Annotated in this window: 9 protein-coding genes and 1 pseudogene; 6 read left to right on the top strand and 4 right to left on the bottom strand. The window is 64.6% G+C overall.

The window, feature by feature from the left end:
- Positions 1-102 precede the first annotated feature (102 nt).
- Positions 103-2,409 (bottom strand): NADP-dependent malic enzyme, encoded by a 2,307-nt coding sequence (locus RAD10_RS28025; RefSeq protein ID WP_461620025.1) that lies wholly within the window; start codon positions 2,407-2,409, stop codon positions 103-105.
- A gap of 248 nt (positions 2,410-2,657) precedes the next feature.
- Between RAD10_RS28025 and RAD10_RS28030 the strand changes: the two genes are divergently transcribed.
- Positions 2,658-4,628, top strand: coding sequence for a hypothetical protein (locus tag RAD10_RS28030; RefSeq protein WP_461620026.1), 1,971 nt, complete (start codon positions 2,658-2,660; stop codon positions 4,626-4,628).
- 141 nt (positions 4,629-4,769) lie between these two features.
- On the opposite strand, the gene aspS is transcribed toward RAD10_RS28030, so the two are convergent.
- Positions 4,770-6,542 (bottom strand): aspartate--tRNA ligase, encoded by a 1,773-nt coding sequence (gene aspS, locus RAD10_RS28035; protein ID WP_461620027.1) that lies wholly within the window; start codon positions 6,540-6,542, stop codon positions 4,770-4,772.
- A 197-nt stretch (positions 6,543-6,739) separates the two neighbouring features.
- Between aspS and RAD10_RS28040 the strand changes: the two genes are divergently transcribed.
- Positions 6,740-8,212, top strand: coding sequence for a protein adenylyltransferase SelO (locus tag RAD10_RS28040; protein WP_461620028.1), 1,473 nt, complete (start codon positions 6,740-6,742; stop codon positions 8,210-8,212).
- A 140-nt stretch (positions 8,213-8,352) separates the two neighbouring features.
- Here the strand turns inward: RAD10_RS28040 and RAD10_RS28045 are convergent.
- A pseudogene (locus RAD10_RS28045) lies at positions 8,353-8,885 on the bottom strand (REP-associated tyrosine transposase).
- A gap of 190 nt (positions 8,886-9,075) precedes the next feature.
- Here RAD10_RS28045 and RAD10_RS28050 point away from each other — a divergent pair.
- From RAD10_RS28050 to RAD10_RS28065, 4 genes are read left to right on the top strand one after another with little or no spacing between them, the layout of a single operon-like run.
- Entirely contained in the window at positions 9,076-9,927 is an 852-nt protein-coding gene (locus tag RAD10_RS28050) for a phosphodiesterase (protein ID WP_461620029.1), read from the top strand.
- Position 9,928: 1 nt separating this feature from the next.
- Entirely contained in the window at positions 9,929-10,879 is a 951-nt protein-coding gene (locus tag RAD10_RS28055) for a carbohydrate ABC transporter permease (protein ID WP_461620030.1), read from the top strand.
- Entirely contained in the window at positions 10,876-11,745 is an 870-nt protein-coding gene (locus tag RAD10_RS28060; RefSeq protein WP_461620031.1) for a carbohydrate ABC transporter permease, read from the top strand. The genes RAD10_RS28055 and RAD10_RS28060 overlap by 4 nt, the downstream gene beginning before the upstream one ends.
- An 11-nt stretch (positions 11,746-11,756) precedes the next feature.
- On the top strand, positions 11,757-13,091 hold the full coding sequence (locus RAD10_RS28065; protein WP_461620032.1) for an ABC transporter substrate-binding protein: 1,335 nt from the start codon (positions 11,757-11,759) through the stop codon (positions 13,089-13,091).
- Between the two features lie 197 nt (positions 13,092-13,288).
- Here RAD10_RS28065 and RAD10_RS28070 read toward each other — a convergent pair whose 3' ends face one another.
- Positions 13,289-14,278, bottom strand: a complete 990-nt coding sequence (locus RAD10_RS28070) for a zinc-dependent alcohol dehydrogenase family protein (RefSeq protein ID WP_461620033.1) — start codon at positions 14,276-14,278, stop codon at positions 13,289-13,291.
- Positions 14,279-14,298 lie beyond the last annotated feature (20 nt).

A 14,298-nucleotide genomic window follows, 5' to 3' on the forward strand; every position in this document is an offset into this window, starting at 1 on the left:
GCGAGATCCCGAGGCGCGGAAACGACCCCTCATCCGGCGCTTCGCGCCACCTTCTCCCACAACAAGGGGAGAAGGGATTGCAGCGCCGATGACGCTAGAGGCCTACGTAAACAACGTCGGCTGCCGTGCCGCACGCTCCTGCGCTTCGACGACCGCGACGGCCGTCATGTTGAGAATGCCGCGCGCCGTCACCGACGGCGTCAGAATATGCGCCGGGCGCGCCGGGCCGACCAGGATCGGGCCGACGGGGAGCGCGTCCGCCAGCGACTTGATCATCTGATAGGCTACGTTAGCGGTGTCCAGCGTCGGCATGATCAGGATGTTGGCCTCGCCCTCGAGATTGGAGTGCGGCAGCACCATTTTTCGCGCCGCAGCCGAAAGTGCCGTGTCACCCTGCATCTCGCCGTCGGCTTCGATCTCGGGATGCTTATCCTTCAACAGCTGGGTCGCGCGGCGCATCTTGCGCGAGGAATCGGTGTCGTAGCTGCCGAAATCCGAGTGCGAGACGAAGGCGATCTTCGGCTTGATATTGAAGCGCTGCACGTGGACCGCGGCGAGCGATGCGATCTCGGCGAGCTCCTCCGCGCTCGGATTGGGGCGAACTTGCGTGTCGGCGATGAAGAAGGCGCCCTTGCTGGTGATCAGCAGCGCCAGCGCCGCGTAGTCGCTGATGCCCGGGCAAAAACCGACGATCTCGCGAACATGGCGCAGATGGCTCATGTAGCGGCCCTCAACGCCGCAAAGCATCGCATCCGCCTCCCCGCGCGTGACCGCGAGCGCAGCGATCACCGTGTTGTTGGTACGCACCACCGTGCGCGCCGCATCCGGCGTCACGCCGCGGCGCCCGGCGACCTCGACATAGGACTGCACATAGGAGCGGTAACGCGGATCGTCCTCGGGATTGACGAGATCGAAATCCTTGCCGGCGCGGATCGAGAGGCCGAAGCGCTTGATGCGCGCCTCCACGACCGAAGGACGGCCGACCAGGATCGGCCGCGCCAGGTTCTCCTCAAGCACCACCTGCGTGGCGCGCAGCACGCGCTCGTCTTCGCCTTCGGCGTAGATCACGCGCACCGGCTGGGTCTTGGCCTTGGCGAACATCGGCTTCATGACGAGGCCGGAACGGAAGGCGAAGCGCTCGAGCAGCGCGGTGTATTCGTCGAAATTGGTGATGGGCCGCGTCGCCACGCCCGACTCCATCGCCGCCTTCGCCACCGCCGGCGCGATGCGTAGAATCAACCGGGGATCAAAGGGACTCGGGATCAGCGAGCCCGGGCCGAACCCTTGCGTCTCGCCGGTATCAAAACCTTGCGCGACCGCGTCCGACGGCGCCTCGCGCGCGAGCTGCGCGATGGCCTCGACGGCAGCGTGCTTCATCTCCTCGTTGATGGCGCTGGCGCCGACATCGAGCGCGCCGCGGAAGATGAAGGGAAAGCAGAGGACGTTGTTGACCTGGTTCGGATAGTCGGAGCGGCCGGTGCAGATCATGGCGTCGGGGCGCACCTTGCGCGCCTCTTCCGGCATGATCTCAGGCGTCGGGTTCGCGAGCGCCATGATCAGCGGCTTGTCGGCCATGGCCTTGGCCATGTCGGGCTTGAGCACGCCCGGCGCCGAGAGACCGATGAAGATGTCGGCACCGCCGATGACGTCGCCGAGCGTGCGCTTCTCGGTCTTCTGCGCATAGACCGCCTTCCAGCGGTCCATCGTGGTGTTGCGGCCCTCATGCACGAGGCCGTCGATGTCGCAGACCCAGATGTTCTTGCGCTGCGCGCCCATCGACACCAGCAGGTTCAGCGTGGCGATCGCCGCGGCCCCTGCCCCCGACGCCACGATCTTGACGTCGGACAGCTTCTTGCCGTTCAGGCGCAGGCCGTTGGTGATGGCAGCGGCGACGATGATGGCGGTGCCATGCTGGTCGTCATGGAAGACCGGGATCTTCATGCGCTCCTTGAGCTGCGCCTCGATCTCGAAGCATTCCGGTCCGCGGATGTCTTCCAGATTGATGCCGCCGAAGGTCGGCTCGAGCGCCGCGACGGTCTCGACCACGCGGTCGATGGTGTCGGCGGCGATCTCGATGTCGAACACGTCGATACCGGCGAACTTCTTGAACAGGACGGCCTTGCCCTCCATCACCGGCTTGGAGGCGAGCGGGCCGATATTGCCGAGGCCGAGCACGGCGGTACCGTTGGAGACCACGGCGACCAGATTGGCGCGGGTGGTCAGCGTGGCGGCTTCCGCCGGGTTCTTGGCGATCTCGGTGCAGGCCGCGGCGACGCCCGGCGAATAGGCCAGCGCGAGGTCGCGCTGGTTGGCAAGCGGCTTGCTTGCCTGGATCTCGAGCTTTCCAGGGCGCGGCAGACGGTGATAGGCGAGCGCCGCCTGGTGGAGATCATCAGAATAGGACGACATGCGGTGTCTCGCCTCGCGTTACCGGCCTCAAAAATGCACGATCCGAAAGCGGCTGTCCAAGCGGACCGTATTTCCGGGTCATGGAAACGGGATGAAGCACGCCGGGCGCCCCGGTGGCAACATCCGATTGCGCGCCCATCAACAGGGCGCGCGGTCAAATATTTGAAAACCATAGCTTTCCCTGGACCGCGCGGCGTTTCGCGAATATGGCAGGTTGCGCGGTGCAAAACGAGCAACTGGAGCTGGGAATGAAGCGAATCCTGATCGGCCTGATCGTGGCAGCCGTACTCGGCGCGGGCGGATGGTTCGGCTTCAACCTCTATGTCCAGCACCGGATGACGAGCGAGGTCGAAGCAGCGTTCGAGCAGTTGCGCGCAGGCGGCGGCAAGGCGAGCCATGGCAAGATCGGGTTCGAGCTGATGACCCGGACGCTGACCATCGAGGACATCGCGGTCACGCCCGGCAGCCAGCCGCAAGCGCAGATCAAGATCGCCGGCATCAAGGGCACCGGCGTTCGCCAGATCGACGACAGCAGGTTTTCGGCCGACAGCGTCGACTTCGCCGGCATCGACGTCGCGTTGGACCGGGTCGGCCCGGCCAAGGTGAAGGCGTCCTACAAGATCCCGCAACTGACGATGCGCGACTATGCCGGCCCCCTTCACACCGGGACGGCGCCGGCGAACGGCTCCCTGATCGACCTCTACCGCTACGTGCTCGGTCAATACGCGAGCGTCACGGCATCCTCGCTCGCGGCGCCGACGCTGACGATGAGCTTCGATTCCGGCAACGGTCCCGGTGGCAGCGGCGAGGTCACCTATTCCGGATTGGCGATCCAGAACCTGAAGCACGGCAAGATCGATGCGATGAAGGCAGACCGCGCCGCCATCTCAGTCGACGTGAAGCAGCCCGGCAAGCCGGACAAGCTAACCGGCGAGCTGTCGAACATCATCGTCAATGATGTCGATGCGACCGCGATCATCGCCGCGCTCGATCCGCAGACCAGCAGTGACGAGACCTATCACCGCGTCTACCGGCACGTCTCGGCCGGCCCCTACGCGCTCAAATCGGCTCAGGGGGTGCGTGTTGATATCGACGGCTTCGTGATGGAGGACATCGACGTGCAGCCGTCGAAATTCCGGCTGGCCGAGATATTTGCCGCGCTGCCGCAGGATCAATCAGCCGTTCCGACGCCGGCACAGTCTCGCGAGTTGATGGAGAAGCTCGCCGGGGTCTATGAGGGTCTTCGCATCGGCAAGGCCGAGGTCAGCAAGATTTCGATCGGTACGCCGCAGGGAACCGGCAAGGTCAACGCGATCCGATACCGCGAGGGCGAGTTCGCGATCGAGGGCGTCGATACGCCGGCCCCGCAGGGGCAGTTCAAGATGGAGCGCTTCGCGCTGAAGTCGTTCAGCGTGGCGAATCTGATGCGCTGGGCCGCAGGCCTCGCCAATCCCGGACGAGCTCCCTCGCCCGATCAGATGCTGGGCCTGTTCCGCGTGCTCGAAGGCGCCGAGATCAAGGGCGTGGTAGCGCCCTACAAGAATACGCGGCAGCTCGTCACCATCGACACGATCAGCCTGAACTGGGGTCAGCTGGTCGGGTCGATCCCGAGCAAGGCCAATCTGGTCGTGAAGATGGTCACGCCCACCGATCCGACAAATCCGGCGCAGCGGCCGCTGATCATGGCGGGCGTCGACAAGCTCGCGATCGACCTCGATCTCGGTGCGGCCTGGACGGAATCGTCCGGCGCATTCGCGCTCGCGCCGGCCACGCTCGATCTCGGCAACCTCGCCAAAGCGCAGGCCCGCTTTGGGCTTGCCAACGTCCCGCGCAGCCTGTTCACGACCGACCCCCTGCAGGCGATGGGCCAGGCGGCGCAGGTCGAGACCGGCACGTTCGAGCTCTCGCTGCGCGACAGCGGCGTCGTTGATCTCGTCGTGGCGCAGTTCGCGCGCATGCAGGACGTCAGCCGCGACGCCGCGCGCAGCGCCATCGTCGCGATGATCAGGGCGCAGGGCGAGAAGATCACAGGGGCCAATGGCGACGTGAAAATGGCGGTCGATGCGCTCGCCGGTTTCGTCGAGACGTCAGGGCAGACGCTGACCGTCAAGCTAACGCCCCGCGCCAAGGTGCCGCTGATGCAATTGATGCAGCTGTCGCAAAGCGACCCCGAGGGCGCGCTGGCGCAGTTCAGGATCGAGGCGTCGACGGGGTTGTAGCTCTCGTGTCCCGGACGCGCTGCGGCACGCAGTGACGCTGCGCAGAGCCGGGATCCAGAAGGCCTGCCGTTCGCCGAAATGTGGGCCCCGGCTCAGCAGCGCATCACTACCGTGCTGCGCTGCGTCCGGGGCATGCACCACTCACTTCTGCGGCAGATTCACCCGCACATGCAGCTCGCGAAGCTGTTTTGTGGTCGCATCCGACGGCGCGCCCATCAGCAAATCCATCGCCTGCTGGTTCATCGGGAACAGCGAGATCTCGCGCAGATTGTTCGTGCCGCAAAGCAGCATCACGATGCGGTCGACACCCGCGGCCATGCCGCCATGCGGCGGCGCGCCGTACTGGAAGGCGCGGTACATGCCGCCGAAGCGATCGACCACTTCCTGTTCGCCATAGCCCGCGATCTCGAACGCCTTCACCATCGCTTCCGGCACGTGGTTGCGGATGCCGCCCGAAGCGATCTCGTAGCCGTTGCAGGTGATGTCGTACTGGAACGCCTTGATGGTCAGCGGATCCTGGCCCTTCAGCGCGTCAAGACCGCCCTGCGGCATCGAGAACGGGTTGTGCGAGAAGTCGACCTTCTTGTCGTCCTCGTTGTACTCGTACATCGGGAAGTCGACGATCCAGGCGAGCTCGAACCGCTCCTTGTCGGTGAGGTTCAATTCCTCGCCGACCTTGTTGCGGGCGAGCCCTGAAAACTTCCAGAATTTGTCGGGGTCGCCGGCGACGAAGAAGGCGGCATCGCCTTCCTTCACGCCGATCTGCGCGCGGATCGCGGCGGTGCGCTCCGGCCCGATGTTGTTCGCAAGCGGACCTGCACCCTCGCCGCCCTCGCGCCACATGATGTAGCCGAGGCCGGGCTGGCCCTCGCCCTGCGCCCACGAATTCATGCGGTCGCAGAACGCGCGGCTGCCGCCGCCAGGGGCCGGGATCGCCCAGACCTGATTCTTGGGGTCTTCGAGCATACGCGCAAAGACCTTGAAGCCGGAGCCGCGGAAGTGCTCGGAGACGTCCTGCATCTCGATGGGGTTGCGCAGATCCGGCTTGTCGCTGCCGTATTTGCGCAGCGCCTCGGCGAACGGAATCCGGCGCCATCCCTTGGTCACCGGCTTGCCCTTGGCGAACTCCTCGAACACGCCGGTGATGACCGGCTCCATCGCGGCGAACACGTCTTCCTGCGTCACAAAGCTCATCTCGACGTCGAGCTGATAGAATTCGCCCGGCAGACGATCGGCGCGCGGGTCCTCGTCGCGGAAGCAGGGCGCGATCTGGAAGTAGCGGTCGAAGCCCGACATCATCAGCAGCTGCTTGTACTGTTGCGGCGCCTGCGGCAACGCATAGAACTTGCCGGGATGGATGCGCGAGGGCACCAGGAAGTCGCGCGCGCCTTCCGGCGAGGACGCGGTCAGGATCGGGGTGTTGAACTCGAAGAAGCCCTGCCCTTCCATGCGCCTGCGCATCGACTTGATGATCTCGACGCGCGTCATGATGTTCTGGTGCAGCTTCTCGCGGCGCAGGTCGAGGAAGCGATACTTCAGGCGGATGTCTTCAGGATATTCCTGGTCGCCGAACACAGGCAGCGGCAGATCGCCGGCCGGACCCAGCACCTCGATCTCGGTGACGTAGATCTCGATCTTGCCGGTCGGCAGATCGTCATTGTCGGTGCCCTCGGGGCGCCGGCGGGCCTTGCCGTCCATCCGCACCACGAATTCCGAGCGCAGCTTCTCGGCCAGCGAGAACGCCGGCGAGTCCGGGTCGACCACGCACTGGGTCAGGCCGTAATGGTCGCGAAGGTCGATGAACAGCACGCCGCCATGGTCGCGAACGCGATGGACCCAGCCTGACAGGCGGACCGTCTCGCCGATGTTGCTCTCGCGGAGCGCGCCGCATGTATGTGACCGGTAGCGATGCATGGTCGTCCCAAAAATGATGTCGGAGGAAACGAATCGGACGGCCTGTAAGGGCCGGTCCGAGATTGCGGCAGGGTTTACCCGACGAGACCCAAGGCGGCAACCGAGGGAACGGCCTGTTTTGGGGCTGGATGCGCCCATTTTTGGCTTATTGGGACCTGAGCCTTTGCCATCAGGCGTTCCAGCCCTATCTTGAGCCCATGACGGTCCATTTCCCCTTCCAGAACTCCTATTCGGCGCTGCCGGACAGCTTCTTTGCCCGCGTTGCGCCAACCCCTGTCGCCGCCCCCCGGCTGATCAAGCTGAACCGGCCGCTAGCGGTCCAGCTCGGGCTCGATCCCGACTTGCTGGAGACCCCTGAGGGCGCGGCGATCCTGGCGGGAAAGACGGTTCCCGCGGGAGCCGATCCGATCGCCATGGCCTATGCCGGCCACCAGTTCGGGCAGTTCGTCCCGCAGCTCGGCGACGGACGCGCCATTCTGCTCGGCGAGGTCATCGACAAAGACGGCATCCGCCGCGACATCCAGCTCAAGGGCTCGGGCCCCACCCCGTTCTCCCGCCGCGGCGACGGCCGCGCCGCGCTCGGACCTGTGCTGCGCGAATACATCGTCAGTGAAGCGATGCATGCGCTCGGCATCCCGACCACGCGCTCGCTCGCCGCCGTCGTTACCGGCGAGCACGTCATTCGCGAGACCGCGCTACCCGGCGCGGTGCTGACGCGTGTTGCTTCCAGCCATATCCGCGTCGGCACCTTCCAGTTCTTCGCCGTCCGCCGTGACACCGATGCAATCCGCCGGCTCGCCGACCACGTCATTGCCCGTCATTACCCGGAGCTGCGGGACGTGGAGCGGCCCTATCACGCGCTGCTCGCCGGCGTCGTCGCGCGCCAGGCCGACCTTGTCGCACGCTGGCTGCTGGTCGGCTTCATCCACGGCGTGATGAACACCGACAACAGCTCCATCTCCGGCGAGACCATCGATTACGGTCCCTGCGCCTTCATGGACGCCTACAACCCTTCGCAGGTGTTTTCCTCGATCGACGAGATGGGCCGCTACGCCTACGCCAACCAGCCGCGCATCGCGCTGTGGAATCTGACGCGCCTCGCCGAATGCCTGCTGCCGTTGTTCTCCGACGAGCAGGAGAAGGCGGTCGCCGAAGCCCAGGACATTCTTGGCGCGTTCGCCGAGACGTTCAGCGCCGCCTATCAGGCCGGCCTGCGCAAGAAGGTCGGCTTCTTCACCGAGCGCGACGGCGACGAGGCCCTGATCCAGGACCTGCTCGACGCCATGGCCAAGAACCAGGCCGACTTCACCCTCACCTTCCGCAAGCTCGGCGATGCCGCCGTTGATGACAGCGCGGATGCGCGTGCGCAGTTCATGGAGCCCGCAGCCTTCGACGAATGGGCCGACCGCTGGCGCGCCCGCATCGCGCTGGAGCCGCAGAGCGCTGCCGATCGACAAGCCGCCATGCACGCCGTCAATCCGGCCTTCATCCCACGCAACCACCGCGTCGAGGCCGTGATCCAGGCCGCGGTGAACAACGACGACTACGCGCCATTCGAGGAGCTGGTGCAGGTGTTGGCGAAACCCTTCGAGGACCAGCCGGATTACGCCGCCTATGCCGATCCTCCACTGCCGGACCAGCTGGTGTTGCGGACGTTCTGCGGGACGTAGCCACAAACCCGGTGCGTAGGGTGGATTAGCCCGCGGCTGCGCAAGGCGCAGTCCGCTGGCGTAATCCACCACTTCTCTCGACGCCGGAAAGTAAAGGTGGATTACGCTTCGCTAATCCACCCTACAGATTGGCGCGGCTATCACGTCCGCTCTCCGAACTCGCCGACGAACTGAGTGTCTCCGCCCCAATCCTCCGGAAGCAGTCCTGCACGAACATCGCAGTGAAATGACGAATACGGCCAGTCGCAGACCCGCGACACATGCCCGGGCTTGACGGGATTGTAATAACAATACTCGACGTGGCGGGCGTAGTCGGCCTCGTCCCGGATCAGGTGCTCCCAGAACCGTGCTGCCATATGCCGCGTTCATTCCGTGCGAAACGGACAGCGCTCAGCCGCTCGGTCGCCGGGAGTGCTTTGGCAAAACGTGTCTTGATCAATCGCCAGCGCACCGAAAAATCGGCGTCGCCCGACGACAGCTTCCAGATTGCGCGGAGATGATCCGGCAGAACCACGAAAGCATCGATTGCGAAGGGGTGGCTCTGTCGCGTTGCGGCGACCGCGTCTCGTAGGCTCTCAATCTGGTCGGTCAAAAGAGCTTTCCGCCGATCGAGCAGGTTCACGGTAAAGAACCAGCATCCTCCTGCGAGGAATGCGCGGCGATAGTCGGACATCGCCCATCGATAGCACAACTTGAAGTTGGCTCACAGTGGTGGATTACGCCTTCAGCTAATCCACCCTACGAAGCGAGCACTGTGGACGCGGGAACCACTGTCATCAAACTGAAACACACGCGCTCTAACCGCCTGTCAGGGTCGTCCTGCCGGAGGCGCCCATCCTCCAACCGTCCCGACAAAGCGCGCCATGCCCTTCAAGTTCATCCACCTCACCGACACGCATCTGGCGAACCCCGGTTTGACGCTCTATGGCCTCGATCCGCGCGCCCGGTTGGATGCGGCGATCGCCGACATCAACACGCACCAGTCCGATGCCGCCTTCGCGGTCGTGACCGGCGACCTCACCCATTGGGGCGAGCCGGAATCTTACGCCAATTTCGCAGACGCGATGTCAGCGCTGAGGATCCCGTACATCGCCATGGTCGGCAATCACGACCGCCGCGTCACCTGCCTCGACGCGCTGAAGGCCGCGCCGCGCGATTCAAACGGCTTCGTGCAGGGTACGCGCACCACCGAACATGGCCTGTTCGTCTTCCTCGACACGCTGGACGAGACCAGCCACGCCGGCGAGATGTGCGCCAAGCGCTTCGACTGGCTGGCGAAGTCCCTCGCGGCTGCGCCTGCCGGCCAGCAGTTCGTCGTGTTCATGCATCACCCGCCCTTCCCGATCGGCGTCCATGCGATGGACGAGATCGGGCTGAAACAGAGCGCGGAGTTCGCCGAGGTGATCGCGCCCTATCGTGCCCGCATCCGTCACCTCTTCTTCGGCCACGTCCACCGCCCGATCTTCGGCAGCTACGGCAAGATCCCGTTCTCCACCCTGCGCGGCACCAACCACCAGGTCTGGTTCGAGCTCGACGCCAACGCCACCGACCATCTGGCGAGCCACGAACCGCCCGCCTATGGCGTCGTGTTGATCGACGACGAGAACCTCGTCGTGCATAGCCACGACTTCCTCGACACCAGTCTGCGCTTCCCCTTCGAGCCACCGGCGGGAGTGGACGGCCGCGACTATGCGCTCAATTTCCCGGCGCGGTGAGATGAGCCTCGCCGAACCCGCGGCTCTTCCGGTCGCGACCTCGGCGGCGCCGCGCCTGGACGTCTTGAAGCGCCTCGGCACGCGCTTCAAAGCTTCGCTGCCCGCCTATCTCCTGTTGCTGCCCTCGCTGGTCTTCCTCGCGCTGTTCACCTATGGCGCGATGGGCCGCGTATTCATCGATGCACTCTACCAACGCGCCACACCGAAGGCGCCGGTCCGCTTCGTCGGCCTCGACAACATCGCAGCGGTGCTGGCCGACCCCGCCTTCTCCGGCGCGGTCGTCAACAATCTCGTCTATGCGGTCGGCACGGCGGTCCCCAGCATCGGCCTCGCGCTGCTGTTCGCGTTGGCGCTGTCGCGCACCAACGCCGTCAGCAGCGCGCTGCGGGCCGCGCTGTTCCTGCCGGTGCTGATTCCGATGGTCGCGGCCTCCGCGCTGTTCATGTTCATCTTCCTGCCCAATGTCGGCCTGCTCGACTACTATATCGGCCGCCTGCTTCCGGTGCTGCCGAACTGGCTGGGCGACCCCGACATCGCGCTCTATGCGATCATGGTCATCACGATCTGGAAGAACGCGGGCTATTACATGCTGTTCTTCCTCGCCGGCCTTCAAGCCGTGCCCGAAGACGTGATGGAGGCCGCACATCTCGACGGCGCCGGGCCGTACATGCGTCTGCGCCACATTATCCTGCCCGAGCTCAAGCCCACCTTCCTGTTCGTCATCGTGATCGCCACGCTCAACGCGGTGACACAGGTCGACCACGTCTTCGTCATGACCCAGGGCGGACCGTCGAACTCGACCAATCTCGTGTTGTTCTACATCTATCAGCAGGCGGTCGAGCATTACGACGTCGGCAAGGCCTCGGCCGCGACGCTGCTGACGCTCGCCGCACTGATGGGCCTCACCGCCCTCTCCTTCCGCACCATGGCGAACCGCGAGGGCGGGCCATGAAGCTGATCGACCGGCTCTACAAGGACGCCCCGCTCGCCACCCGCGGCGAGATCACGCCCAAGCTCGGCTTCCTGCTGACCGTGCTGCTCGCGATCGTCTGGCTCATCCCGTTCCTGTGGATGGTGGTGGCGACGCTGCGCCCGGCCTCCGACGGCATCAATGCCATGGCCGAGCTGATGCCGAGCCTGAAGCCGACGCTCGACAATGTCAGGGATGCCTGGGAGATCGGCGATTTCCCGCGCTACACGCTCAACACCACGATCATCTGCGCCGGCATTTTGCTGGTGCAGTTCGCCACGATCACGCTGGCGGGCTTTGCCTTTGCGCGCCTCACCTTCGTCGGCAAGACGCTGATCTTCTATCTGTTCCTGATGCAGCTGATGCTGGTGCCGGTGCTGCTGATCGTACCGAACCTGTCGCTGGTGGCGCAACTCGGCCTCTACGACACGCTCACCGGCGTGATGATGCCGTTCTTCGCCTCCGCCTTCGGCACCTTCCTGATGCGCCAGGCGTTCGAAGCCATTCCGACCGAGCTGGAAGACGCAGCCCTGATCGATGGCGCCAGCCTGTTCCAGCGCATCCGTCACATCTACGTGCCGCTATCGATGCCGAGCTTCTCGGCCTTCGCCATCATCTCCGTCACCAGCCACTGGAACGACTTCCTGTGGCCGCTGATGGTGATCAACTCGCCGGACAAGCGGCCGCTCACGGTGGGGCTCTCGGTCTTCACCAAGACCGCCGAAGGCACGCAGGCGTGGGGCACCATCGCCGCCGGCACGCTGATGGTGATCGCGCCGCTGCTCATCACTTTCCTGATCTTCCAGAAGCGCTTCATCAGCTCTTTCGTCACCTCAGGCATCAAATAGGAGATTTTTCGATGCTGTTCTCCCGCAGGCTCATGCTGGGTCTCGCCATCGCAGGTACCATGGCAGGCGCCCTCGCTTTTCCGGCTCTCGCCGGCGAAGGCCCGACCGAGATCGATCTGTTTTTCCCCGTCCCCGTCGACGGCAAGCTCGCTCGCGACATGGGCACCTTGATCAAGGAGTTCAACGAGACCCATCCGGACGTCAAGGCAACCGCGGTCTACACCGGCTCCTATGACGACACGCTGATCAAGACGCGCGCCGCGATCAAGGCCGGCAAGCCGCCGTCCGCCGTGATCATGTCGGCCAACTTCCTGCTCGACATGCAGATCGAGAACGAGCTCACCAATCTCGATGCCCTGATCAAGGCTGACGGCACCACCAAGGAGCAGTTCCTCGGCCAGTTCTTCCCCGCGCTGCAGGGCAACGCGGTGATCAACCGCTCGGTCTACGGCGTCCCGTTCCACAATTCGACGCCGCTGCTCTACATCAACGCCGACAAGGCCAAGGAAGCCGGCCTCGATCCGAGCAAGCCGCCGCAGACCTGGGCCGAGCTCACCGACTGGGCCAAGAAGCTCACCAAGCGCGAGGGCGACAAGGTGACCCAATGGGGCGTCGCGATCCCCTGCGCCTACGACTATTGCGGCTGGATGATGGAAACGCTGACCATGAGCAATGGCGGGCGTTACTACAACGAGGAGTTCGGCGGCGAGGTCTATTACGACACGCCCTCAATGTTAGGGGCGCTGACCTGGTGGAATGACCTTGTCTACAAGCACAAGGTCCATGCGCCAGGCGCCACGCCCGGCCCTGCCGTCAGCACCTCCTTCATCTCAGGCAATGCTGCGATGATGATGCTGTCGACGGGCTCGCTCACTTACGTGCGCGACAACGCCAAATTCGCCTACAAGGTCGCCTTCATCCCGCGCAACGTCCGCAACGCCGTGCCGATCGGCGGCGCCTCGCTGATCGTTCCGGCCGGCCTCGAGGCCGACAAGCAGAAGGCCGCCTGGACGCTGATCAAGTGGATGACCTCGCCCGAGAAGAGCGGCTGGTGGAGCCGCGCCACCGGCTATTTCGCGCCCAACATGGCCGCCTACAAGACATCAGAGATGGTCGACTTCCTGAACAAGAACCCCGACGCCAAGACCGCCGTCGAGCAGCTCGACGTCGCAAAGCCCTGGTTCGCGACCTACAAGACTGTGCCGGTGCGCAAGAATCTCGAGGACGAGGTGATGCTGGTCCTCAACGGCAAGAAGCAGCCGAAGGAAGCCCTCGCCGCCGCCCAGAAGGCCGCTGACGAGACGCTGAAGCCGTACAATGCAGAGACGTCGTTGAAGCTGCCGTAAGGCTGCCTTATAGGGTGGATTAGCCCGCGACCGCGTGAAACGCCGTCGCGGGCGTAATCCATCCTGCGAGCCACGAACGCGATCTCGTAGGGTGGGCAAAGGCGCACAGCGCCGTGCCCACCTTTCTATCTATTGAGCGATGGTGGGCACGCTTCGCTTTGCCCACCCTACGAAACTACACCTCGAAAGGCGCGACCTCAGATCGTCACGACAATCTTGCCGAACTGCGTGTTCGACTCCAGGAAGCGATGCGCCTCGACAATATCCTCGAACTTGAACGTTCGCGCGATGATCGGCTTCAACGTGTCGTCCGCCACCCCATCGAGGATGAAAGCCTTGGCCTGCCCAAGTCGCGTCGGATCGCGGACGATCTCGTGCACGAGGTAGCCGCGCAGGACCAGGCTCTTGGTCAAGACGTTGAAGAGTGGGAACGGCGTCGGCTCAGGGCTCAGCCCGCCATATTCGATCAGGATGCCGCCCGGCGCCATCGCCGCAGTCAGCGGCTCGAACGCCGGACCGCCGACGGCATCAAGCACTACACGGACGCCGTTTGAACCGGCGATCTCCGCCAGCCGCGCTGCGATATCCTCCTCGTCTGAGGCCACGACGTGAGCGGCACCGACATCGAGCAAGGCCCGCCGCTTGGTCGAGGTCCGGGTCAGGGCGACCGGGACAGCCCCGATCCGGTTCGCGATCTGGATTGCTGCAAGCCCGACACTGCTCGATGCCGCCGTGATGGCGACCACGTCCCCTAGCAAGAGTCCGGCGATGTCAACCAGCGCGCCGTAGGCCGTCAGATACTGCATCCATAGCGCTGCCGCTGTCTCGAAGCTTAGATCGGGTGGATGCTTTACGACGAGTTCGGCCGGAAAAGTTGCGAGCTCCGCATAAGCCGGCCATCGCACCATGGATGTCGGCGGCACGATACTGACGGCATCGCCCGGCGCAAAGCCGGCCACGCCTTCGCCGACAGCCTCGACAAGACCCGCCGCCTCGAGACCAAGACCGGACGGAAATTGGGCGGTCTCGATATAGGACCCCGACCGCAACAGGGCTTCCGCACGGTTGAGGCCGAGCGCCCTGATCCGAATCTGAACCTCGCCCTTCGCCGGCGGCGGAACGTTGACGGTCTCGATACCCAGCACTTCGGGACCGCCATGGCGGTGAAAGCGAACGACGCGGGCCATGGATCCACTCCAAAACAGTT

Source organism: Bradyrhizobium sp. 23AC, assembly GCF_054863025.1.

Excerpts from the sequence above, each read along its gene's own strand:
- RAD10_RS28025 (WP_461620025.1), bottom strand. The coding sequence starts at position 2,409 with ATGTCGTCCTATTCTGATGATCTCCACCAGGCGGCGCTCGCCTATCAC.
- RAD10_RS28030 (WP_461620026.1), top strand. The coding sequence starts at position 2,658 with ATGAAGCGAATCCTGATCGGCCTGATCGTGGCAGCCGTACTCGGCGCG.
- aspS (WP_461620027.1), bottom strand. The coding sequence starts at position 6,542 with ATGCATCGCTACCGGTCACATACATGCGGCGCGCTCCGCGAGAGCAAC.
- RAD10_RS28040 (WP_461620028.1), top strand. The coding sequence starts at position 6,740 with ATGACGGTCCATTTCCCCTTCCAGAACTCCTATTCGGCGCTGCCGGAC.
- RAD10_RS28050 (WP_461620029.1), top strand. The coding sequence starts at position 9,076 with ATGCCCTTCAAGTTCATCCACCTCACCGACACGCATCTGGCGAACCCC.
- RAD10_RS28055 (WP_461620030.1), top strand. The coding sequence starts at position 9,929 with ATGAGCCTCGCCGAACCCGCGGCTCTTCCGGTCGCGACCTCGGCGGCG.
- RAD10_RS28060 (WP_461620031.1), top strand. The coding sequence starts at position 10,876 with ATGAAGCTGATCGACCGGCTCTACAAGGACGCCCCGCTCGCCACCCGC.
- RAD10_RS28065 (WP_461620032.1), top strand. The coding sequence starts at position 11,757 with ATGCTGTTCTCCCGCAGGCTCATGCTGGGTCTCGCCATCGCAGGTACC.
- RAD10_RS28070 (WP_461620033.1), bottom strand. The coding sequence starts at position 14,278 with ATGGCCCGCGTCGTTCGCTTTCACCGCCATGGCGGTCCCGAAGTGCTG.